Origin of the sequence: Tropicibacter oceani (genome assembly GCF_029958925.1) — a bacterium.
Classification (GTDB): domain Bacteria; phylum Pseudomonadota; class Alphaproteobacteria; order Rhodobacterales; family Rhodobacteraceae; genus Pacificoceanicola; species Pacificoceanicola oceani.
This window is the reverse complement of record NZ_CP124616.1, coordinates 3,044,806-3,066,102: the sequence shown is the minus strand read 5'-3', so window position 1 is coordinate 3,066,102 and position 21,297 is coordinate 3,044,806. Positions and strand designations below refer to the sequence as shown.

At 64.9% G+C, this 21,297-nt stretch carries 20 protein-coding genes; 11 read left to right on the top strand and 9 right to left on the bottom strand.

Features of this window, described 5'->3' with window-relative positions:
- The first annotated feature begins 4 nt into the window (after positions 1-4).
- Positions 5-904, top strand: coding sequence for a DMT family transporter (locus QF118_RS14705; protein WP_282299792.1), 900 nt, complete (start codon positions 5-7; stop codon positions 902-904).
- Here the strand turns inward: QF118_RS14705 and QF118_RS14700 are convergent.
- From QF118_RS14700 to QF118_RS14680, 5 genes are all read right to left on the bottom strand, one after another.
- On the bottom strand, positions 901-2,319 hold the full coding sequence (locus QF118_RS14700; protein WP_282299791.1) for a protein adenylyltransferase SelO: 1,419 nt from the start codon (positions 2,317-2,319) through the stop codon (positions 901-903). The genes QF118_RS14705 and QF118_RS14700 overlap by 4 nt on opposite strands.
- Before the next feature lie 5 nt (positions 2,320-2,324).
- The gene (locus tag QF118_RS14695; RefSeq protein ID WP_282299790.1) at positions 2,325-2,819 is read right to left on the bottom strand and encodes a GNAT family N-acetyltransferase; all 495 of its coding nucleotides are present in this window, start codon (positions 2,817-2,819) and stop codon (positions 2,325-2,327) included.
- On the bottom strand, positions 2,816-3,262 hold the full coding sequence (locus tag QF118_RS14690; protein ID WP_282299789.1) for a GNAT family N-acetyltransferase: 447 nt from the start codon (positions 3,260-3,262) through the stop codon (positions 2,816-2,818). The genes QF118_RS14695 and QF118_RS14690 overlap by 4 nt, the downstream gene beginning before the upstream one ends.
- Before the next feature lie 141 nt (positions 3,263-3,403).
- Positions 3,404-4,345: a nucleoside hydrolase gene (locus tag QF118_RS14685; protein WP_282299788.1), complete on the bottom strand. Its 942-nt coding sequence runs from the start codon at positions 4,343-4,345 to the stop codon at positions 3,404-3,406.
- A gap of 441 nt (positions 4,346-4,786) precedes the next feature.
- Positions 4,787-5,734 (bottom strand): radical SAM protein, encoded by a 948-nt coding sequence (locus tag QF118_RS14680; protein ID WP_282299787.1) that lies wholly within the window; start codon positions 5,732-5,734, stop codon positions 4,787-4,789.
- A gap of 180 nt (positions 5,735-5,914) precedes the next feature.
- Here QF118_RS14680 and zwf point away from each other — a divergent pair, with 180 nt between their 5' ends.
- The 4 genes from zwf (at position 5,915) to QF118_RS14660 (ending at position 10,356) form a co-directional block, all read left to right on the top strand.
- Positions 5,915-7,369 carry a glucose-6-phosphate dehydrogenase gene (zwf, locus tag QF118_RS14675; protein ID WP_282299786.1) on the top strand — a complete coding sequence of 485 codons (1,455 nt, stop codon included), beginning with the start codon at positions 5,915-5,917 and terminating at the stop codon, positions 7,367-7,369.
- Positions 7,366-8,043 (top strand): 6-phosphogluconolactonase, encoded by a 678-nt coding sequence (pgl, locus tag QF118_RS14670; RefSeq protein WP_282299785.1) that lies wholly within the window; start codon positions 7,366-7,368, stop codon positions 8,041-8,043. Before zwf ends, pgl begins: the two co-directional genes overlap by 4 nt.
- Positions 8,044-8,048: 5 nt before the next feature.
- Complete coding sequence (gene pgi, locus QF118_RS14665; protein WP_282299784.1) at positions 8,049-9,629, top strand: glucose-6-phosphate isomerase; 1,581 nt, start codon at positions 8,049-8,051, stop codon at positions 9,627-9,629.
- A 229-nt stretch (positions 9,630-9,858) separates the two neighbouring features.
- A complete protein-coding gene (locus QF118_RS14660; RefSeq protein ID WP_282299783.1) occupies positions 9,859-10,356 on the top strand; it encodes a PRC-barrel domain-containing protein in 498 nt (165 codons plus the stop codon).
- A 52-nt stretch (positions 10,357-10,408) separates the two neighbouring features.
- Here QF118_RS14660 and QF118_RS14655 read toward each other — a convergent pair whose 3' ends face one another.
- A complete protein-coding gene (locus QF118_RS14655; protein WP_282299782.1) occupies positions 10,409-10,837 on the bottom strand; it encodes a cupin domain-containing protein in 429 nt (142 codons plus the stop codon).
- Positions 10,838-10,917: 80 nt separating this feature from the next.
- On the opposite strand from QF118_RS14655, the gene QF118_RS14650 reads away from it, so the two are divergent.
- The 5 genes from QF118_RS14650 (at position 10,918) to QF118_RS14630 (ending at position 15,568) form a co-directional block, all read left to right on the top strand.
- Positions 10,918-11,532 (top strand): holin-associated N-acetylmuramidase, encoded by a 615-nt coding sequence (locus QF118_RS14650; RefSeq protein WP_282299781.1) that lies wholly within the window; start codon positions 10,918-10,920, stop codon positions 11,530-11,532.
- Positions 11,523-12,080, top strand: a complete 558-nt coding sequence (locus tag QF118_RS14645; protein ID WP_282299780.1) for a holin family protein — start codon at positions 11,523-11,525, stop codon at positions 12,078-12,080. Before QF118_RS14650 ends, QF118_RS14645 begins: the two co-directional genes overlap by 10 nt.
- 87 nt (positions 12,081-12,167) lie before the next feature.
- Entirely contained in the window at positions 12,168-14,135 is a 1,968-nt protein-coding gene (locus QF118_RS14640) for a heme lyase CcmF/NrfE family subunit (protein ID WP_282299779.1), read from the top strand.
- Complete coding sequence (locus QF118_RS14635) at positions 14,132-14,620, top strand: cytochrome c-type biogenesis protein (protein ID WP_282299778.1); 489 nt, start codon at positions 14,132-14,134, stop codon at positions 14,618-14,620. The genes QF118_RS14640 and QF118_RS14635 overlap by 4 nt, the downstream gene beginning before the upstream one ends.
- Before the next feature lie 171 nt (positions 14,621-14,791).
- The gene (locus QF118_RS14630) at positions 14,792-15,568 is read left to right on the top strand and encodes an enoyl-CoA hydratase-related protein (RefSeq protein ID WP_282299777.1); all 777 of its coding nucleotides are present in this window, start codon (positions 14,792-14,794) and stop codon (positions 15,566-15,568) included.
- A gap of 73 nt (positions 15,569-15,641) precedes the next feature.
- Here QF118_RS14630 and gltA read toward each other — a convergent pair whose 3' ends face one another.
- Both gltA and gltX read right to left on the bottom strand, forming a co-directional pair.
- A complete protein-coding gene (gltA, locus tag QF118_RS14625) occupies positions 15,642-16,937 on the bottom strand; it encodes a citrate synthase (RefSeq protein ID WP_282299776.1) in 1,296 nt (431 codons plus the stop codon).
- 87 nt (positions 16,938-17,024) lie between these two features.
- Positions 17,025-18,428 carry a glutamate--tRNA ligase gene (gltX, locus tag QF118_RS14620; RefSeq protein WP_282299775.1) on the bottom strand — a complete coding sequence of 468 codons (1,404 nt, stop codon included), beginning with the start codon at positions 18,426-18,428 and terminating at the stop codon, positions 17,025-17,027.
- A gap of 77 nt (positions 18,429-18,505) precedes the next feature.
- On the opposite strand from gltX, the gene QF118_RS14615 reads away from it, so the two are divergent.
- Complete coding sequence (locus tag QF118_RS14615; RefSeq protein ID WP_282299774.1) at positions 18,506-20,575, top strand: ComEC/Rec2 family competence protein; 2,070 nt, start codon at positions 18,506-18,508, stop codon at positions 20,573-20,575.
- On the opposite strand, the gene lexA is transcribed toward QF118_RS14615, so the two are convergent.
- Positions 20,569-21,264 carry a transcriptional repressor LexA gene (lexA, locus tag QF118_RS14610; RefSeq protein WP_282299773.1) on the bottom strand — a complete coding sequence of 232 codons (696 nt, stop codon included), beginning with the start codon at positions 21,262-21,264 and terminating at the stop codon, positions 20,569-20,571. The two genes, QF118_RS14615 and lexA, sit on opposite strands and share 7 nt — an antisense overlap.
- Positions 21,265-21,297 lie beyond the last annotated feature (33 nt).

Genomic DNA, 21,297 nt, shown 5'->3' with positions numbered 1-21,297 from the left:
GGGCATGGCACGCAAGGACAGTATGGATTTACCCGGCGCGGCGGGGATGGTGGCGTTCGCCTCGATGCTGGCGCTGAACCAGGTGGTGATCAAGGTTTCGAACGGCGGCTTTGGCCCGGTGTTCGGGGCGGGGGTCCGCTCGGTTCTGGCACTGCTGGTGCTGGGGCTTTGGGTGGTCTTGATGAAACGCCCCCTGACCGGGTTGCGTCAAAGCCTGTGGCCGGGGCTGATGCTGGGCCTATTTTTCAGCGCCGAGTTCCTGTTCCTGTTCATCGCTTTGGATCATACTACGGTCTCGCGCTCGGCGATCCTGTTCTATTCGATGCCGGTCTGGCTGGCCTTGATCGCGCATTTCACCTTGCCCGGGGAAACCCTGTCGTCGCGCCGCGCGCTGGGGTTGGTGCTGGCCATGGCGGGGGTGGTCTGGGCGCTGCTGGACCCGGCCAGCCTGCGGGCGGGCAGCCTGTTTGGCGATACCCTGGCCTTGCTGGGGGCGCTGTGCTGGGCGGCCATCGCTCTGACCGTGCGGCTGACCAAGGTGTCAGACCTGCCGCCCGAATCGCAATTGTTCTGGCAACTGGCGGTTTCCGCCGTGGTGCTGGTGGTTCTTGCGCCGCTGTTCGGTCCGCTGATGCGGGCGCCGACATGGGTGCACTGGGCCGGGATGGGCTATCAGGCGGTGCTGGTGGCCAGCCTTGGGTTCTTGTTCTGGTTGCGGCTGATGTCGATCTATCCGGCGTCGGACATTGCCGCGTTTTCCTTTTTGTCGCCGGTGCTGGCGGTCGGGTTTGGCTGGGCGCTGCTGGGCGAACCGGTCGGGCCGGGGTTCCTGGGCGCGCTGGGGCTGGTCGCGGTGGGGATCGTGCTGATCAACATCCGCCGCAAGCGGGTTCAGGCGATCTAGGTTCCGCAGAATGTGGCCTTGACCACCTCGGATTTGGTCGGGGCGCGGCGCAGATCGGCCTCGTCCGGTTGATCGTCGAAGGGGCGGGCCAGAACGCGGTTGAGCCGGTGGAACAGGCCGTCGTCGCCATTGGTGGCGGCCTCGATCATTTCCTCGATCCGGTGGTTGCGCGGGATGTAGGCGGGGTTGCTGGTCAGCATCAGCGCCTGCGGGTCAGCCTCGTCCGCGATGCGCTCGCGCCAGCGCGCGGCCCATGCGTCAAAACCGTCGCGGTCGGCGATCTGGTCGCGCGCGTCATCCGTCGCAAGGGCGCGGAAGGTGTTGGTGAAGTCCGAGCCGCCGTTCTGCATCAGGGTCAGCAGATCACCGATCAACCCGGCGTCATAGGATTGCGGCGTGGCAATCCCCAGCTTGGCGGCAAAGCGGCGGGTCCATTCGGCGCGGATCAGGTCCGGCATGGCGTGGATGCGGTCGGTGAAATCGGTGATCGCGGCATCGACATCGGGCATCAGCGGCACAAGGGCGGTGGCCAGCTGCGCCATGTTCCACACGATGATATCGGCCTGCGCGGCATAGCCGTAACGCCCAAACCGGTCGATCGAGGAAAACACCGTGTCGGGGTGATAGCTGTCGACAAAGGCGCAGGGACCATAGTCGATGGTTTCGCCCGACAGGGTGCAGTTGTCGGTGTTCATCACGCCGTGGATGAAACCCAGCGCCATCCACTGCGCCACCAGCGCCGCCTGCCGTTCGATGACGGCGCTCAGCAGGTCTGCCGGGGATTGGACCTGCGGATAGTGGCGCTGCACGGTGTAGTCATACAGCGTTTGCAGGGCGGTCTGGTCGCGGCGGGCGGAAAACACCTGAAAGGTGCCGACGCGGATATGGCTGGCGGCGACACGGGTCAGCACCGCGCCGGGCAGGGGGCGGTCGCGGATGACCTCCTCTCCGGTGCGGGTGGCGGCAAGGGCGCGGGTGGTGGGCACGCCAAGGGCATGCATCGCCTCGGAAACCACGTATTCGCGCAGCACCGGACCCAGCCAGGCCCGCCCGTCGCCGCGCCGGGCAAAAGGTGTGGGCCCCGAGCCCTTGAGCTGGATATCGAGGCGCATCCCGTCGCGCCCGACAACCTCGCCCAGCAGCACGGCGCGGCCATCACCCAGTTGCGGGTTGTAGCTGCCGAACTGGTGGCCGGCATAATTCTGCGCCAGCGGCTGTGCGCCTTCGGGCAGGGCATTGCCCGCCAACAGCGCGGCAAGCTGCGGGTCGTCCTGTCCGGTGATGCCCAGATCGGCGGCCAGCGCGTCGTTGAAGGCCACGATCGAAGGGGCCTTGACCGGGGTGGGCCGTTGCAGGGCAAAGAAGCCATCGGGCAGGCGGGCATAGGTGTTGTCAAAGGGGATGTGCAGGGTCATGTCGTTTAGATAAGGCCTGTTGGCGCGGCGACCAGAGGCGCCAGCGGCTTTTCCATGGTGATCGAGGTGGGACGGTCAAACCCGGGGTGTGCCTTGTGCGCGGTGGTCACAAACCCCAGCGCGGCAAAGGCGGCGTGATTTGCCGTCAGCTCGATCCGGGTTTCCAGTTGCAGTTTCGGCAAGGACAGGTCGCGCGCCAATGCCTCGGCCTGCGCGACAAAGGCGCGGCCCAGCCCGCGGCCCTGCGCACCGGGCGCGATGGCCAGTTTGCCGATATACAGCGCATCGGGGCGCGGCGCGAAAAAACCGCAGCCGGTCAGCGGATCTCCCGACAGGTACAGGTGTTCGTCCTGCGCCTTGCGGGCCAGGATTTCGGGCGTCAGCTGGTGGGCCGATGAGGGCGGGTCGATGACCCCGTCCATATAGGCGAAACTGTCCATGATCAGGCGGTGCAGCCCCGGCCAGTCGCAAAAATCGGCGGCGGCAGGGCGCGGGGTCATAACATGCGGCTCATGTACATGTAATCTTCGCGGCCGACAAAGCGGGCGCGGCGGTAAAAGCGCTGCAACCGGTCATCGGTGCGTTCCGCTTCCAGGTGCAGGGCCTTGATCCCGGCGTCTTTCATGGCCTTGCAGATGCCGTTCAGCGCCTCGAACCCCATTCCGCGTTTGCGCACGGCGGGGCGGATGTACAATTCGTCGACGATCCCGTCGAGACCGCCGAATTCAAGGCTCCAGCCGAAGGTGATGCACAGGTAGCCCACCGGCGCGCGGCGCGGTCCGATCAGCCAGATCGCCCCATGAGGCGAGCCTTCGAGCAGCGGTTGCACGGCGGCGGACTGGTGGTCGGCATCGGTGTCAAAGCCTTGCTCGGCGTGAAAGGCCGCCACGAGGGGCAGCAGCTTGTCGGTATCATCAAGACCCGCGAGATGGAGGCTTTTCATCGGTGTTCCAGTGCTTGGGCCATGCCCGGGGGCGGCATTGGCGCGGTCGCGGGCACCCTAGGCGGGCAGCCTGTCCAGATGCAAGCCCGCGCGCCGGAGGGGGCAGGCAGCGGGCAGGATTAGGCGAAGGCCCGCCACCCGTTACAGCCGCGCCAGCCGTTCCGTGAGCAGTTTGAAAAAGTGGTCTGCGTCCAGATCGCCGATGAACAGCGCATTGGCCTTGCGGTCGGTCACCCGCCACCAGTCGGCGACGGTCATGCCGCGGCACAGGGCGCTTTGGGTTTCGATCTCGACGTTGATGTGACGGCCGGAAAACAGGTGCGGCGCCAGAAGGTAGGCGGTGACGCAGGGATCGTGCAGCGGCGCGCCTTCTGATCCGTATTTCTGCAGGTCGAAGCGTTCAAAGAAATCGGTCATCTGGGCGACGGCAATGCCGACGCGGGTGCCAAGCGCGCGGAACGCCTCGTTCCTTGTCTTGGTGACCAGCGTCTTGTGCGTGACGTCCAGCGGCATCACCACCAGCGGCACGCCCGACCGGAACACGATTTCGGCGGCCTCGGGATCGACATAGATGTTGAACTCGGCCGTGGGGGTGATGTTGCCTACCTCGAAATAGGCGCCGCCCATCAGCACGATTTCCGCGATGCGCGGCGCGATGTCGGGGGCGCGTTGCAGGGCGGTGGCGATATTGGTCAGCGGACCCAGCGGACACAGCGTGACCGAGCCTTCGGGGTGGGCGCGCAGCGTGTCGATGATGAAATCCACCGCGTGCTGGTCCTGCAGCGGCATGGTGGGTTCGGGCAGCGTGGGGCCATCAAGGCCGGTCTTGCCGTGGACATGTTCGGCGGTGACCAGATCGCGCCCCAGCGGCCTGTCGCAGCCTGCGAAAACCCGGGTTTCGGGCATGCCCGCCAGTTCGCACACGATGCGGGCATTGCGCGTGGTCAGGGGCAGCGGCACGTTGCCGGCAACGCAGGTGATCCCCAACACCTCGAGTTCGTCGGGCGAGGACAGCGCCAGCAGGATCGCAACCGCGTCGTCCTGGCCGGGGTCGGTGTCGATGATGATCTTTCTGGGGGGCATCGGGGGTCTCCTGTCGGGTGGGGAATTGGTGGCATGCGCGCTGCCGCGCTGCAAGGGCCGCGCGCGGCCTTCCGCCGAAGGTGGGCTTGGGGGCGTGACGCCGTCAGGTCTGTGATATAAGGGGAGGGTTCATTTTTTTTGCCCCTTGCGAGGATCGCTTTGGCAGGGGGAAATTACGAAAGGTCAACTTTTACCCAAAGGCATTGAAGCGTCTGGCCAGAGGGGTAAATAGAAGACATGAAAATCCGTGTTTTTAAATGTAAAGCCTGTAACCACAACAACCGCTTGGGGGCAGCGACCTGTTCGTACTGCTTCAGGCCGACCGCTGTGTGGAATCGGGTATGGTTTCTTTTGCTGATCGCCGCGATCGCAGCATATTGGGGCGCTTCGGCGCTTGATCTGCTTCCTGGCGACGCCTGAGACTGACGGGTTTTCCCGCGCTCAGGCTGAACAGCTGGCACCGCCAAGGACACAGAACTTGGCGCAGTGGGGATGGTTCAGGGCAACGTCCTGTTCGGCCTCTTGCAGGGTGGTGCCCAGTTCGAACCGCGCATCATAGGCCAGAAGCGTGCAGGCCAGAACGCTGGGCGTGCTGGCACCCTTGCGTTTGACCACCATGCGCGAACTGGCACACATCACGCTGTCCGGGGATTTGTTCAGGATACCCCAGCAGGCGGTGGTGATTTCCGGCACCGGTACGTTTTCATCCATTTCGGGGAACAGCACCGTCGTGGCCGGATCATGGGCGTCGATGTCAAAGCCTTCGGCGCGGAACAGCGCATCATAGCCGGCGCGGGCATCGGGTTCGGATTCGCCCCAGACGGTGCGGCCGGCCACAGCCATGCGGATGCCTTGCGCCTGCAACCAGCGCATCCCCTGCAAGGTGCGTTCAAAGCTGCCCTTGCCGCGTTCGGTGTCGTGATGTTTGGCCGTCCAGTGGTCGACGGAAATGCGCAGGGTCAGCTTGTCTGCATAGTCGCGGTGCAGCGCCTGCAGGCCTTCGCGCACGCGCGGGCGCATCATCGGCAGCATGGCATTGGTCAGGATCAGCACATGGTACCCGCGGGCCAGCGCGGCGCGGGCCATGTCCATCATCTGCGGGTTCATGAAGGGTTCGCCGCCGGTAAAGCCGATCTCGTGCACGCCCCATTTGCGCTGCTCCAGCTGGTCCAGATAGTCCTCGACCTCGGGGGTGGTGATATAGACCAGCCGGTCATTGTCCGGCGAGCTTTCGATATAGCAGTTGGCGCATTCGATGTTGCACAGCGTCCCGGTGTTGAACCACAAGGTCTGCGGATCGCTCAGCGCAACGCGGGCGCGCGGCGCGCCGTCGGCGGTCACTTGCGGGTCGACGAATTTGCCGCGGGGGGCCTCAACGCTGTCTTTCATCGGGTCACTTTCTTGTCGTTTGACCGTTTGGTAGACCGCAGGGCGGGGCGCTGCCAGCCCCGAGTTTTTTCCTGACAGCATTGTGAAGGGGCATATCCCTGTTAGACTCGGGCGCAAAGCTGCGCTAGAAGGGCGCCGAGTTAGCGCTAACGGCGCATTAGGAACAGGAACAGGTGCCCCATGGTTTCACGTGTCATCCCAGTGGATCCTTTTGATCTGGTCATATTCGGCGGAACCGGCGATCTGGCCCGCCGCAAGATTCTGCCCGGTTTGTTCCGGCGATTCTGCGCCGGACAGATGCCCGAGGGCGCGCAGATCATCGGCGCCGCGCGCACGGAAATGGACGACGCCGGCTTTCGCGACATGGTCGCCGAGGCGATCCGCGAATTCGGCGGCGGCCGGTCCTGCGAAGACGGCACGCTGGACGAATTCCTCAAGCTGATCGGCTACCAGGTGGTCGATGCCAAGGGCGAAGACGGCTGGAAAGAGCTGAAGGCGCGTTTGAATGATGGCCTGATCCGCGCCTTTTACTTTTCGGTAGGGCCCAGCCTGTTTGGCGATCTGGCGGAACGGCTGCGGCATTTCGGGCTGGCCGATGACGACAGCCGGGTTGTCGTGGAAAAGCCCTTTGGTCACGATCTGAAAACCGCGCGGGCGCTGAACGCGACCCTGGCGCAGCATTTCGACGAAACCCAGATTTACCGGATCGACCATTACCTGGGCAAGGAAACCGTGCAGAACCTGATGGCGGTGCGCTTTGGCAACGTGCTGTTCGAACCGCTTTGGAATGCGCAATATGTCGACCACATCCAGATCACCGTGGCCGAAACCGTCGGGGTCGGCGGGCGCGGCGGCTACTATGACAAATCGGGTGCCATGCGGGACATGGTGCAAAACCACCTGATGCAGCTTTTGTGCCTGATCGCGATGGAGCCACCCGCGCGGTTCGAACCCGACGCGGTGCGCGATGAAAAGCTGAAGGTCATTCGCGCGCTGGACCCGGTTCTGCCGCATCACATCGTGCGCGGCCAGTATGACGGCCACGGAGTCGAACCCAGCTACCGCGAGGACGCGGGCGATCCGCGCTCGACCACCGAAAGCTTTATCGCGCTCAAGTGCCATGTGTCGAACTGGCGCTGGGCCGGCACGCCGTTCTACCTGCGCACCGGCAAGAAGTTGCGCGCACGCGCCTCGGAAATTGCCGTGGTCTTCAAGGACGCGCCGCATTCGATCTTTGGCGCCGATGCCGGACGGCACCGCAACATCCTGACCATTCGCCTGCAGCCCAACGAGGGCATGGAACTGGGCGTGACCATCAAGGAACCGGGGCCGGGCGGCATGCGTCTGGTCGATGTGCCGCTGGACATGAGCTTTGCCGATGCGCTGGGCCCGGATTCCGAAGAGGTGCCGGATGCCTACGAACGGCTGATCATGGACGTGATCCGCGGCAACCAGACCCTGTTCATGCGCGGCGACGAAGTCGAGGCCGCCTGGGCCTGGACCGATCCGATCATCGAAGGCTGGCAGAACCGGGGCGAAGCGCCCAAACCCTATGACGTCGGCAGCTCGGGTCCCGATGACAGCCTGATGCTAATGCACCGGGACGGGCGCAAATGGCGGGACATTCGCACATGAGCTATGAATTCATTGAATATGCCGACCGCGACATGCTGGCGATTGATCTGGCGAACCAGATTGCCGGCGACCTGCGTTCGATCCTGGGGCACGAAGAGCGCGCGGCGCTTGCCGTTCCGGGCGGGACCTCTCCGGGGCCGGTGTTCGACGATCTTTGCGCCGCCGATCTGGACTGGAGCCGGGTCGACGTGATGCTGACCGACGAACGCTGGGTTCCCGAAGATCACGAACGGTCGAACACCCGGCTGCTGCGCCAGCGGCTGCTGGTGGATCGCGCCAAGCGGGCGGGTTATCTGCCGCTATACGCGCCGTTTGACCAGCCCGAAGAGGCGCTGGAAGATCTGGCGCGGCCGATCAAGGGCGAAATGCCCTTGGCGGTGGTGCTGCTGGGCATGGGGGCGGACATGCACACCGCATCGCTGTTCCCCGGCGCCGACAAGCTGGCCGAGGCGCTGGCCCCGAATGCGCCCGTGCTGATGGCGATGCGCGCCCCCGGCGCGCCCGAGCCGCGCATCACCCTAACAGCCCCGGTGCTGGACGGCGCGCTGCGCAAGCATGTGCTGATCTTCGGCGCGGAAAAGCGCGCGGCGCTTGAGGCGGCAAAAGGCAAATCGGCGCTCGAGGCGCCGATCAACGCGGTGCTTTCGGGCGCCAAGGTTCATTGGGCGGAGTGACGCACATGTTTGACGCTTTGAAACAAAAGGCCGCGGCGGTGGCGGATCGCCGGATCGACGGGCTTTTTGACGATGCCGGGCGCGCGGGCGATTTCAGCCTGTCGGCGCTGGGCATGCTGTTCGACTATTCCAAGACGCAGATTGATGCTGATATCCGCGCCGAGCTGCTGAAACTTGCCGAAACCGCAGGCGTCGAGGCGCGCCGCGATGCCATGTTCGCAGGCGCCAGGATCAACGAGACCGAGGGCCGGGCCGTTCTGCACACCGCGCTGCGCAATCTGGACGCCGCTCCGGTGGTGGTCGACGGTCAGGACGTCATGCCCGAGGTGCTGCATACGCTGTCGCGCATGGAAAAGCTGTCCGAGGAACTGCGCGCATCGGATGTGACCGACGTGGTCAATATCGGCATCGGCGGGTCCGATCTGGGCCCCAAGATGGCGGTTCTGGCGCTGGCACCCTATCACGACGGACCCAAGTGCCATTTCGTGTCCAACGTGGACGGCGCGGATATCGCCGATACGCTGGCCAAATGTGACCCGGCGCGCACGGTGTTCATCGTCGCCTCCAAGACATTCACCACCATCGAAACCATGACCAACGCCGCCAGCGCCAAGGCCTGGCTGGCGGACAAGGGCGTCAGCGATGCGGGCAAGTTCATTGCTCTGTCGTCGAACGTGCAGAAGGCCGGTGATTTCGGCATCCCGGCCGAGCGTGTGTTCGGTTTCGAGGACTGGGTCGGTGGGCGCTATTCGATGTGGGGGCCGATCGGCCTTTCTCTGATGATCGCCGTCGGTCCGGCCAATTTCCGCGCTTTCCTGAGCGGTGGACAGGCGATGGACCGCCATTTCCAAAACGCGCCCTTGGCGGAAAACCTGCCGGTGCTTCTGGCGCTGGTCGGGATCTGGCACAATCAGGGGATGGGTCACGGCACCCGCGCCGTGCTGCCCTATGACAACCGCCTGTCGCGTCTGCCCGCCTACCTGCAACAGCTGGAAATGGAGAGCAACGGCAAGGGCGTCAGCATGGATGGCGCCGATCTGCCCTACAACTCCGGACCTGTGGTCTGGGGCGAGCCGGGGACCAACGGCCAGCACGCCTTTTACCAGTTGATCCATCAGGGCACCCGGGTTGTGCCCTGTGAATTCATGGTGGCGGCGCAGGGGCATGAACCGGCGCTGAAACACCACCACCAATTGCTGGTCGCCAACTGTCTTGCGCAATCCGAAGCCTTGATGCGCGGGCGCGATCTGGACGAAGCACGCGGCAAGGTTGCAGGCCTGTTCGAAGGCGCCGAGCTGGAACGCCAGGCGCGGCACCGGGTTTTCCCCGGCAACCGGCCGTCGACCACGCTGGTCTATCCCAAACTCGATGCCGAAACGCTGGGCAAGATCATCGCGCTGTACGAACACCGGGTGTTCGTCGAGGGTGTGATCCTGAACATCAACTCCTACGACCAATGGGGGGTCGAGCTGGGCAAGGAACTGGCCACCGCGCTGGGGCCCGTCGTCGCCGGAGAGGCCCCGACCACGGGCAAGGACGGATCGACTGCGCAGCTGGTGGACTTCGTGCTTGGCCATCAAGGCTGAGATATTTTCGGGGCAGGGCCTTCTTTCAGATGGTCCTGCCCTGACACGCCTTTTCCGGATTGCCGGTTTTCTGGCCAAGCTATGGGTACGATTGACGTTTTTCCGGTCGCTGAGGGGCGCCATGAACGCAAATCCCGCCCGCAAGTTCCGTGATTTTCGAAAAATATAGTCCGGAACCGGGGCGGGTTTGGCCGGTTCTTCCTTCACACAATCCGAAGGGAGATTTGACATGAAACGCACCACCGCACTTGCAACCCTGATCCTTGTTCCCGGCCTGGCCTTTGCCGAAAGTCACGCCGCCACGGGCGACATGGCGGCCGAGACGACCGTGATCACCGAACAATCCGACATGGCGCATTCCGACGCCGGGATGGACATGGCCGCCGACAACCTGATCCGCACCCGCGACATCACCGGCGGCGCGGTCTACACCATCACCGACAGCGCCGATCTGGTTTGGGATGGCGACCTTGTTTACGACAGCATCCAGGATGGCTGGGACAAGGTCGGCGAGATCGAGGATATCGTCCTGTCCAGCGACGGCACCTTCAAGGGCGTCGTGGCCGAGGTTGGCGGATTTCTCGACATTGGCGACAAGCATGTCCTGCTGACCATCGACAAGGTCAAGCTGGTCCCGGTCGATGACGCCTCCTATGCCATTGTCGTGCCTTACACGCTGGAACAGCTGAAAGGCATGGAAAACATCGACGAAGGCTTTTGGAACTGACCCTCGGGTTCCTCAGGCACGTCTTGCGCCCGGGCAATTTGCCCGGGCGTTTTCACGTTGGAATGTCGAAATCCGGGGCGGCGAGGGTAAAGCCGTCAAAGGTAAAGCCCGGTGACACGGTGCAGCCCACCAAAGTCCAGTCCCCGGTGCTGCGCGCCGCCTGCCAGTGGTCTGCGGGTACGATGATCTGAGGGCGTTGGCCGGCCAGAAGGTCAGGGCCCAGTGTGTGATCGCGTCGCGGACCGGCTTCTGTCGCAGACAGCGACAGGATCAGCGGCGCCCCGGCGTAGTAATGCCAGATCTCGGTGGCATCGACGCGGTGCCAATGGCTGCGCTCATCACCCTTGAGCAGGAAATAGATGCAGGTGCCGGCGGCGCGCCCGGTCGCCGTGTCATCCACCCATGTCTGCCGATAGTGGCCCCCTTCGGGATGCGGCGACAGGCGCAACAACTGAATGATTTCATCTGCTTTGGGGGTCACCGAACGCTCCGCTCAAGATTGTTTAACGCACTGGCCCGACCCTGTGCCGACGCAAAACCGCTTCGAGCAGGAGGCATGAGATGGCACAGAGCGTACGGCACATGGCCGAAGAAATCGTTGCCCGAGAGGGCGGATATGTCAACGACCCCGACGATCCCGGCGGGGCAACGAAATACGGCGTCACGATCCACACCATGCGCAGGCTGGGTCTGGATCTGGACGGCGACGGCGCGGTCGACGCCGAGGACGTCAAGCGCCTGACCCGCGCGCAGGCGGTCGAGATTTTCCTGCAGCACTACTTTTTGCGGCCGCGCATCGCCGAGCTGCCCGAACCGCTGCACGCCACGGTCTTTGACATGTATGTCAACGCCGGGGCCAATGCGGTGAAGATCCTGCAACGCCTGCTGGTGCAGATGGGCGAAACCGTTGACGTGGACGGGGCCATCGGCCCGCAGACCATCGCCGCCTGCGCCCGCGCCCTGTCCAAGGCGCCGGGGCACATGGTCGATGCCTACGGGATCGCGCGGCGCAACTATTACTTCGGCATCGCCGACCGGCGCCCGGCCTCGCGCAAGTATGCGCGCACGCGGGCAGGCGGCAAGGGCGGCTGGATCAAGCGCGCCGAAGAGTTCATTTCCGGCCGTTATCACCTGACCGAGGCCGAGTTCAATGCGCGGGTGGCGGCATGGGGATGATCGACAAGCTGTTCGGACTGCTGTTCGGATCGGGCCGCAACGTGGTCGCCGAAACCGCCGAGGTGTTCCGGGTGAACGCCGAAAACGAGGCCGAGCGCGGGCTGAATCTGCGCTCGGCGGCGCTGGACCAGTTCGGGCAGGAATTCCGCATCGTCCAGCGCGGCTGGTTCGACCGGCTGATGGATGCGCTGAACCGCATTCCCCGCCCGGCGATGGCGCTGGGAACCATGGGGATGTTCGTCGCCGCCATGGTCGATCCGGTCTGGTTCGCGGCGCGCATGGCGGGCATTGCGCTGGTGCCGGAACCGCTGTGGTGGCTTCTGGGCGCGATCGTCAGCTTTTATTTCGGCGCGCGCCACCAGGCCAAGGGCCAGGAATTCCAGCGCGAGGTGGCCGCGACCATCGCCGCCGTGCCGCAGGTGGTGCGCGCCGTGCGCGAGGTCGAAGCCATGCGCGACATCAGCCCCCGGGGCGCCGCATCCCCGGGCGCGCCGGGCGAGGACATCGCCGACAACCCCGCGCTGGCGGACTGGCGCGCAGGGCGCTGAGCCAAGGCATTCAGTTGCGACAATGTGAACAGCAAGCCGGGCCAATTCCGATTGGCCCGGCTTCGTTGTGGCCCTATAACGGAAGGCATGATTACAGAACTCGGACATTTCGCCCTGATCCTCGCCTTCTTTGTGGCGATCGTTCAGATGATCGTGCCCCTGGTGGGGGCGCAGCAACGCTGGGCAGGCTGGATGGCCGTGGCGGAACCGGCCGCGACGGCGCAGTTCCTGTTGGTGGCGGCATCCTTTGCCGCCCTGACCTATGCCTTTGTCACCTCGGACTTTTCGCTGGTGCTGGTCTATTCCAACAGCCATTCGGCCAAGCCGATGCTGTACAAGATCAGCGGCGTCTGGGGCAACCACGAAGGCTCGATGCTGCTCTGGGTCCTGATTCTGAGCCTGTTTGGCGCCATGGCGGCCTGGTTCGGCGGCAACCTTCCCCCCAGCCTGCGGGCGCGGGTGATCGGGGTGCAGGCCTCGATCGGGGTGGCGTTCCTGGCCTTTACGCTGTTCACCTCGAATCCCTTCACGCGGATGGGCGTGGCGCCGATGGACGGCACCGACCTGAACCCGCTGTTGCAGGACCCCGGTTTGGCCTTTCATCCGCCGTTCCTGTACCTTGGCTATGTCGGGCTGAGCATCTGTTTCAGCTTTGCGGTCGCAGCGCTGATCGAAGGGCGCGTCGATGCGGCCTGGGCGCGCTGGGTGCGGCCCTGGACGCTGGCGGCCTGGGTGTTCTTGACCATCGGCATCGCGCTGGGGTCCTGGTGGGCCTATTACGAACTGGGCTGGGGCGGTTTCTGGTTCTGGGACCCGGTGGAAAACGCATCCTTCATGCCCTGGCTTTTTGCCGCCGCGCTGCTGCATTCCGCCATCGTGGTGGAAAAGCGCGAGGCGCTGAAAAGCTGGACCGTGCTTCTGGCGATCCTGGCCTTTGGATTTTCGCTGATCGGCACCTTTATCGTGCGCTCCGGCGTGCTGACCTCGGTGCATGCCTTTGCCAATGATCCCGAACGCGGGGTGTTCATCCTGGGCATCCTGGTGTTCTTCACCGGCGGCGCGCTGACGCTGTTTGCCGCCCGCGCCAACGTGATGGAGGCCAAGGGCGTCTTTGGTCTGGTCAGCCGGGAATCGGCGCTTGTGGCCAACAACATCCTTTTGGCGGTGTCGTCCTTTGTGGTCTTTGTCGGAACGCTGTGGCCGCTGGTCGCGGAAATGGCCTTTGACCGCAAGCTGTCGGTCGGCGCGCCGTTCTTCGACATGGCCTTTCCGCCCTTCATGGTGCTGCTGGGGCTGTTGATGCCCGTGGGGGCGATGATCGGCTGGAAACGCGGCAAGCTGGGCCGCGTGCTCAAGGCGCTGATCCCGGCCTTCGTCCTGGCGGTGGCGCTGATGGGGTTGGTCTGGGCGATGCAGACGGAAAAGACGCTGCTGGGGCCGGTGGGCGTGTTCCTGGGCACCTGGCTGGTGGCCGGGGCGGCGACTGACCTTTTGTCGCGCACCGGGCAGACCCGGGATTTCGGACGCCTGCTGCGGCTGCCGCGCTCGGAATGGGGCAAGTCGGTGGCCCATGCCGGGCTGGGGATCACCATGCTGGGGATCGCCGGGCTGACCGCCTGGGACCAGGAGGACATCCGCGTCGCACAGATCGGCCAGCCCTACGCTGTCGGCGCCTTCGAGATCGAACTGGCCGATGTGCAGAACGTGCCGGGGCCGAACTGGTTCGCCACGCAAGGCGAAGTGATCGTGCGCCAGGACGGTGCCGAGGTTGCGCGGCTTTACCCCGAAAAGCGCAACTATCCGGTGTCGCGCATGCCCACGACCGAGGCGGCCATCGACTACCGTTTCATGCGGGACGTCTATGTGGTGATCGGTGACAGCCAGGACGGCGGAGGCTGGGTCGTGCGGACCTATATCAAGCCGCTGGCCAACTGGATCTGGGCGGGCTGTCTGCTGATGGCCTTTGGCGGGCTTCTCAGCCTGTCGGACCGGCGCTATCGCGTCGCGGCCGGGGCGCGCAAGAGCGTTCCCGCACAGGGAGTACCGGCGGAATGAGACTGCTGAAAGCCTGGCGGGGCGGAACCCCGCCCTACATCCTGGCGCTTGTGCTGATCTGCCTTGGCGGATTGGCGCAGGCCGTGCAACCGGACGAGATGCTGGAAGATCCGGCGCAAGAGGCCCGGGCGCGCGAAATCTCGGCCGGGCTGCGCTGCCTGGTGTGCCTGAACGAAAGCATCGACGAAAGCAACGCGACGCTGGCGCGCGATCTGCGCATCCTGGTGCGCGAACGCATCCTGGCCGGGGACAGCAACGACGAGGCGGTGGAGTATATCGTCGACCGCTACGGCGAGTTCGTGCTGCTCAAGCCGACGACCGGTGGCTGGAACTGGCTGCTTTGGGCCTCGGGGCCGTTGTTGTTTATCTTTGCCCTGCTGACGGCGGCGCTGTATATCCGTGGCCGCGCCCAGGCCCCGGCGGCCAGCGAGGCGGGGCTGAGTGAGGAAGAGCGCAAGCGGCTGGAGGAGATCCTCAGGAACTGAGGATCGCGCCCGGGGCCGAAGGCGGATGCCTCCGGCGGGGATATTTTCAGCACAAAGAAGCAGGCGGGCGGCGCGGGTTTTCACGCGCCACGAGCTTTGACGCGGCGTTTCGCTTTGCCTTTCGGGGGCTTGCGGTATTTCATGGCGCGGAACATAGAACGAGGCCCTGCCATGCAATACCAGACGATCACCAGCGCGCTGAACGATGATGTCGCCATCATCACCCTGAACCGTCCGGAGGTGATGAATGCGCTGAACACCCAGATGCGGGCCGAGTTGACCGACGCGGTGGTGCAGGCCGGCAAGGCGGCGCGGGTCGTGGTTTTGACCGGCAATGGCAGCGCCTTTTGTTCGGGGCAGGATCTGGGGGATGGCGGCAATGCGGTCAACCTGGATCTGGAGCGGGTGCTGCGCGAGGAATACGTGCCGATGCTGCGCGCCATCGTGGATTGCCCGGTGCCGGTGATTTCGGCGGTGAACGGCGCCGCGGCGGGGGCGGGGGCCAACCTGGCGCTGGTGGCCGATGTGGTGATTGCCACGCAAAGCGCGTTTTTCATGCAGGCCTTTACCCGGATCGGATTGATCCCGGATGCGGGCGGCACCTGGGCCTTGCCGCGGCAGATGGGGCTGGCCAAGGCCATGGGGGCGGCGCTGTTTGCCGACAAGATCACCGCCCAGCAGGCCGACGACTGGGGTATGATCTGGGAGGCGGTGCCGGACGAGGCTTTTGACGCCCATTGGCGCGCCCGTGCGGCGCATCTGGCCAAGGGGCCGACGGTGGCCTATGGCCATCTCAAGACCGCGCTGCGCGGCGCCTTTGAGAACGACCTGGAGGCGCAGCTGGCCATCGAGGCGCGGCTGCAGGGCGAATGCGGCAAGACCCGCGATTTCAAGGAAGGCGTCCTGGCCTTTCTGGACAAGCGCCCGGCCAGTTACGAGGGGCGCTGAGCCCCGTTGTTGATGTCCAATGCAAAAGGCCCGGTCAATCGACCGGGCCTTTTTCGTTTTGGATGGGGCCGGTTCAGCGGCTTTCGATATCGACGTAGTTGCGCTCGGTCTCGCCCTTGTAGAGCTGACGCGGGCGGCCGATCTTGTGCGCCGGATCGGCCAGCTGTTCTTTCCACTGCGACACCCAGCCGACGGTGCGCGACAGCGCAAAGATCGGGGTGAACATCGAGGTCGGAAAGCCCATCGCTTCGAGGATGACACCGGAATAGAAATCGACGTTCGGGAACAGCTTTTTCTCGGCGAAGTAGGGATCGGCAAGGGCCTGCTTTTCCAGTTCCTTGGCGGTGGCCAGGATCGGGTTGTTGTGCACGCCCAGCAGGTCCAGCACTTCGTCGGCGGACTGTTTCATCACGGTCGCGCGCGGGTCGAAGTTTTTATAGACGCGGTGGCCAAAGCCCATCAGGCGGAAGGGATCGTCCTTGTCCTTGGCGCGGGCGATAAACTCGGGGATATTCTCGGGCGAGCCGATTTCCTTGAGCATTTCCAGGCAGGCCTGGTTTGCGCCGCCGTGCGCCGGGCCCCAAAGGCAGGCGATGCCGGCCGCGATGCAGGCAAACGGGTTCGCACCCGAGGACGAGGCCAGACGTACCGTCGAGGTCGAGGCGTTCTGTTCGTGGTCCGCATGCAGGGTAAAGATGCGGTCCATGGCGCGGGCCAGGATCGGATCGACGTGATATTCCTCGGCCGGGACGGCAAAGCACATGTGCAGGAAGTTCGCGGCGTAATCGAGATCGTTGCGCGGGTACACGAAGGGCTGACCGATCGAATACTTGTAGGCCATCGCGGCGATCGTCGGCATCTTGGCGATCAGGCGGTGCGATGCGATTTCGCGCTGCTGTTCGTCGCTGATGTCGGTGCTGTCGTGGTAAAAGGCCGACATCGCGCCGACCACACCCACCATGGTCGCCATCGGATGCGCATCGCGGCGGAACCCGCGGAAGAAGTTGTGCATCTGCTCGTGGATCATGGTGTGGCGGGTGATCGTGTTCTCGAACTCTTCCAGCTCTTCTGCCTTGGGCAGATAACCGTAAAGCAGCAGGAAGCAGACTTCGAGGTAATGCGATTTCTCGGCCAGCTGGTCGATCGGATAGCCGCGGTGCAGCAATTCGCCCTTGTCACCGTCGATGAAGGTGATGGTGCTGTCGCAGCTGGCGGTCGAGGTAAAGCCGGGGTCGTAGGTGAACACGCCGGCCTGGCCGTACAGCTTGCGGATGTCGATCACGTCGGGCCCGGCGGTGGGCGAGTGAACCGGCAGCTCATAGCTGTTGCCGTCAATGGTCAGCGTTGCGGTTTTGGAGTTATCGGCCATGCATATCATCCCTTCATATACGGTGGGGCAGGGGCCCCTTTGGCCCGTGCCTGTCAATTTCACATGGCCGCCGGGGCGCGCGCCGCGCTAGGCCCCGTTTCCGGCCGCTTCCAGACGGGCGAGGCTTTCCTCCCGCCCCAGTACGAGCATCATGTCAAAGACGCTCGGGGTGACCGCTCGTCCTGCGAGGGCGGCGCGAAGCGGCCCGGCCAGTTTTCCGAACTTGGTCCCCTGATCTGTGGCAAAACGGTTCAGAACCTCCTCCAGATCATCTCGGGTCCAGCTAGCATTTTGCAACTGCGGCGTCAACGCACTCAGTATACCACGGGATACCGGGTCAAGGGCCTTGGCGGCCTTCTCGTCCATGTCGATGGGCCGGGATGCCAGGATAAACTGAGCCTTTTCAAGAAGTTCCGGAAAGGTCTTGGCGCGCTCCTTCAGGCAGAACATGCCCCGCGACAGGCCGTCGCGCTGGGCGTCTGTCAGGGGGGCGGCGCCGGTTGCACCCAGAAATGCCTCAAGTTCTTGCAGCAGTGCAGCATCCTCAGCCTGGGCGATGTGCTGACCGCACAGGTTTTCCAGTTTCTTGAAGTCGAGCCGGGCGGGGGACTTGCCGATTCCCTCAAGATTGAACCACTCCTTTGCCTGATCATCGGTAAAGAATTCGTCATCGCCGTGGCTCCAGCCGAGGCGGGCAAGATAGTTGCGCATGCCGGCGGCGGGATAGCCCATGGCCTGGTATTCCTCGACCCCCAGCGCGCCATGGCGCTTGGACAGCTTTTTGCCGTCGGGGCCGTGGATCAGCGGGATATGCGCCCAGATCGGCACGTCCCAGCCCATGGCCGTATAGATGCCCATCTGGCGGGCGGCGTTGTTCAGGTGGTCATCGCCGCGGATCACATGGGTCACACCCATGTCGTGGTCATCGACCACCACCGCCAGCATGTAGACCGGGCTGCCGTCGCTGCGCAGCAGGATCATGTCGTCCAGCTGGTCGTTGCGGATCGTCACCTTGCCCTGCACCACGTCGTCGATCACCGTCTCGCCGTCCTGCGGCGTCTTGAGGCGGATCGCATAGGGCGCGTCGGGGTGCGTGGCCGGATCGGCATCGCGCCAGGGGCTTTGAAACAGGGTCGAGCGTTTTTCTTCGCGGGCGGCCTCGCGGAAGGCCTCGATTTCCTCTTGCGTGGAAAAGCACTTGTATGCCTTACCCTTGGCCAGCAGCTCCAGCGCGACCTCGTGGTGGCGCGCGGCGCCTGCCGCCTGGCTGACCACGTCGCCGTCGTGTTCCAGCCCCAGCCAGTCGAGCCCCTTGAGGATCGCGGCGGTCGCGGCGGCGGTCGAGCGTTCCTTGTCGGTGTCTTCGATCCGCAGCAGGAACTTGCCGCCCCGGCCACGGGCAAAAAGATAGTTGAACAGCGCGGTGCGGGCGCCACCGATGTGCAGATACCCGGTGGGCGAAGGGGCAAAGCGGGTTACGACGTCGGTCATCTTGGTTAACCTTTTGATAACGGTGGCAAGGATAGGTTGGCTCGTTCCTTACCCACCCCCTGTGCGCGGGGCAAGCTATGGCTCGGTTCTTTCTGTGGCCGCAAAGCGTGATCCTTGCGCAGCGCGGCTTTCTGTTTCCCTGGACGGCGGTCTTTCTGGCCATCGGCATCGGCGGCTATTTCGCCCTGCGGGTCGAACCGCCGGTGGCGCTGTTGTGGCTGATGCTTGGGCTGGGGGGGCTGGGCCTGATTGCGGCGCTGCGGGCGGGCGCGGTGCTTGGGCCTGTGCTGATCGCGCTGGCGCTGATCGCCTGCGGTTATGGCAGCGCCGGGCTGCGCGCCCATTGGACGGCCGGGCCGGTGCTGGATTTCCGCTATTACGGCCCGATCGAGGGGCGCATCGTCGCCATCGACCGGTCAGGCTCGGACGCGGTGCGGCTGACGCTGGACCGGGTGGTGCTGGAACGCATGGCGCCCGAACGCACCCCGGCGCGGGTGCGGGTATCGCTGCATGGCGACCAGGGCTTTTTCCAGCCCAGCCCGGGCGCGACCATCATCCTGACCGGCCATCTGTCCGCCCCCGGCGGCGCGGTCGAACCGGGGGGCTTTGATTTCAAACGCCACGCCTGGTTCCTGCGGCTGGGCGGCATCGGCTATACCCGCAACCCGGTGCTGCTGCTAGAGCCGCCCGGCCCGGGGCAAGCGATCTTCAAGGCGCGGATCTGGCTGTCGAACCGCGTGCAGGCGGGGCTGAAGGGCGAGGCCGGAGCCTTTGCCGCGGCGGTCATGACAGGCGACCGGTCCAGCATGGGCCGCGACACCCTGCAGGCACTGCGCGACACCAACCTGGCGCATCTGCTGGCCATTTCGGGGCTGCACATGGGGCTGCTGGCGGGCTTTGTCTTTGCCGTTTTGCGTTTTGGCCTGTTGCTGCACCCGGTGCCGCGCCACGCCTGGCCGGTCAAGAAACTGGCCGCCCTGGGCGCGCTGGTCGCGGCCTTTGGCTATCTGCTGCTGTCGGGCGGCAATGTCGCGACCGAGCGCGCCTTTATCATGGCGGCCACGGCGCTGTGCGCGCTGATCCTGGACCGCCGCGCCATCAGCCTGCGGGCGGTGGCCATGGCGGCGCTGATCGTGTTGGTGCTTCACCCCCAGGCACTGGTCAGCCCCGGTTTCCAGATGTCCTTTGCGGCGACCACGGCGCTGGTGGCGGTGTTCGAGCAGGTCACGCGGTCCAAATCCGGCCGCAGCTGGCCGCGCTGGACTGCGCCGGTGCTGTCGCTGGTGCTGTCCTCGGCGGTGGCGGGGCTGGCCACGGCGCCGGTGGGCATGGCGCATTTCAACCAGGCCTCAAGCTATGGGTTGATCGCCAACCTCGTATCGGTTCCCGTGATGGGGCTTTTGGTGGTGCCGATGGGGGTGCTTGCGGTGCTGCTGATGCCCTTCGGGCTTGAACATCTCGCGCTGGCCATCATGGGGCTGGGGCTGGACTGGATCCTGTTCGTCGCCGACCGGATCGCCGGGTGGAGCGGCGCCGTCCGCCCGGTGGTCGCGCCCGCGCCGCATGTCCTGCCGATCCTGGCGCTTGGCGGTCTGATCCTGTGCCTGTGGCAGGGACGCGGGCGGCTGGCGGGGCTGGCGCCCATGGCGCTGGCCATCGCGCTGTGGACACAATCCGAGCGCCCGGCGCTGCTGATCGCCGACAGTGGCACCCTGGTCGGCGTGATGACCGATCAGGGGCGGGCGCTGTCGCGCGCCAAGGGGTCGGGGTTCATTGCCGATACCTGGCTTGAGAACGATGGCTTTGGTGGCACGCAGGCCAGCGCCGCCGGGCTTTGGCCGCAGATCCATGACCGCGTGGCGCGCGCGCAGATCGGCCCGATCGAGGTGGTGCATCTGCAGGGCAAGGTGGCGGCGCGCAGCTTTGACCGCTGCAGCGCCGACCAGATCGTGATCGCCAGCGCCGAGGTCGCGCCGCGCGGTCCCTGCCGCGTCTTTGATCCCGACCGGCTGAAACAGACCGGGTCGGTGGCGCTGTGGCTGCGCGACACGGGGCTGGACATGAAAACGGCGACCCAGGTGTCGGGCCGCCGTCTGTGGCATGGAGAGGGGCCAGCGCCAAAACGGCTGGCGCAAAAGGGTCAGTAGGTGCGGATCAGCCCGACCAGCTTGCCCTGAACGCTGACGTCGCCTTTGGGCAGAACGCGCGGTTCATAGGCCGGGTTGGCCGCCTCGAGGATGATCATGTTGCCGTTGCGCTTGAACCGCTTCAGCGTCGCCTCATAGCCTTCGACCTGCGCCACGACGATATCGCCGTCGTCGGCGGTGCTGGTTTCGCGGATCACCACGACGTCACCGTCGTTGATCCCGGCCTCGATCATGGAATCGCCTTTGACCTCAAGCGCATAGTGCTTGCCTGCGCCTTTCAGCATCTGCCCCGGCACCGCGATTGCAGGGGGGGCATCGTTGATCGCCTCGATCGGGACACCGGCGGCGATGCGGCCCATCAGCGGCAGTTCCGCGATGTCGACGCGATCCACCTGCCGGGCCTTGCCGGGGGTGGCATCGGGGCGGTCGCCGTCGATCACCCGGGGCGAAAATCCGGCGGGCCGTCCGCCCAGGCTTTCGGGCAGTTTGACGATTTCGATGGCGCGGGCGCGGTGCGCCAGGCGGCGGATGAACCCGCGTTCCTCCAGCGCCGTGATCAGCCGGTGAATGCCGGATTTGGACCGCAGGTCCAGCGCATCCTTCATTTCATCAAAGCTGGGCGGGACACCGTCGCGCGCCATGCGTTTGTTGATGAAATCCAACAGATCGAGTTGTTTCTTGGTCAGCATGCCCGGCCTCCCCCAAATTGCGTTTTGTTAACG

Coding starts and splice junctions, on each gene's coding strand:
- QF118_RS14640 (WP_282299779.1), top strand. CDS start 12,168: ATGATTACAGAACTCGGACATTTCGCCCTGATCCTCGCCTTCTTTGTG.
- pgi (WP_282299784.1), top strand. CDS start 8,049: ATGTTTGACGCTTTGAAACAAAAGGCCGCGGCGGTGGCGGATCGCCGG.
- QF118_RS14645 (WP_282299780.1), top strand. CDS start 11,523: ATGGGGATGATCGACAAGCTGTTCGGACTGCTGTTCGGATCGGGCCGC.
- zwf (WP_282299786.1), top strand. CDS start 5,915: ATGGTTTCACGTGTCATCCCAGTGGATCCTTTTGATCTGGTCATATTC.
- QF118_RS14695 (WP_282299790.1), bottom strand. CDS start 2,819: ATGACCCCGCGCCCTGCCGCCGCCGATTTTTGCGACTGGCCGGGGCTG.
- QF118_RS14650 (WP_282299781.1), top strand. CDS start 10,918: ATGGCACAGAGCGTACGGCACATGGCCGAAGAAATCGTTGCCCGAGAG.
- QF118_RS14690 (WP_282299789.1), bottom strand. CDS start 3,262: ATGAAAAGCCTCCATCTCGCGGGTCTTGATGATACCGACAAGCTGCTG.
- QF118_RS14700 (WP_282299791.1), bottom strand. CDS start 2,319: ATGACCCTGCACATCCCCTTTGACAACACCTATGCCCGCCTGCCCGAT.
- gltX (WP_282299775.1), bottom strand. CDS start 18,428: ATGACCGACGTCGTAACCCGCTTTGCCCCTTCGCCCACCGGGTATCTG.
- QF118_RS14635 (WP_282299778.1), top strand. CDS start 14,132: ATGAGACTGCTGAAAGCCTGGCGGGGCGGAACCCCGCCCTACATCCTG.
- QF118_RS14680 (WP_282299787.1), bottom strand. CDS start 5,734: ATGAAAGACAGCGTTGAGGCCCCCCGCGGCAAATTCGTCGACCCGCAA.
- pgl (WP_282299785.1), top strand. CDS start 7,366: ATGAGCTATGAATTCATTGAATATGCCGACCGCGACATGCTGGCGATT.
- QF118_RS14705 (WP_282299792.1), top strand. CDS start 5: ATGGCACGCAAGGACAGTATGGATTTACCCGGCGCGGCGGGGATGGTG.
- QF118_RS14685 (WP_282299788.1), bottom strand. CDS start 4,345: ATGCCCCCCAGAAAGATCATCATCGACACCGACCCCGGCCAGGACGAC.
- QF118_RS14615 (WP_282299774.1), top strand. CDS start 18,506: ATGGCTCGGTTCTTTCTGTGGCCGCAAAGCGTGATCCTTGCGCAGCGC.
- QF118_RS14630 (WP_282299777.1), top strand. CDS start 14,792: ATGCAATACCAGACGATCACCAGCGCGCTGAACGATGATGTCGCCATC.
- gltA (WP_282299776.1), bottom strand. CDS start 16,937: ATGGCCGATAACTCCAAAACCGCAACGCTGACCATTGACGGCAACAGC.
- QF118_RS14660 (WP_282299783.1), top strand. CDS start 9,859: ATGAAACGCACCACCGCACTTGCAACCCTGATCCTTGTTCCCGGCCTG.
- lexA (WP_282299773.1), bottom strand. CDS start 21,264: ATGCTGACCAAGAAACAACTCGATCTGTTGGATTTCATCAACAAACGC.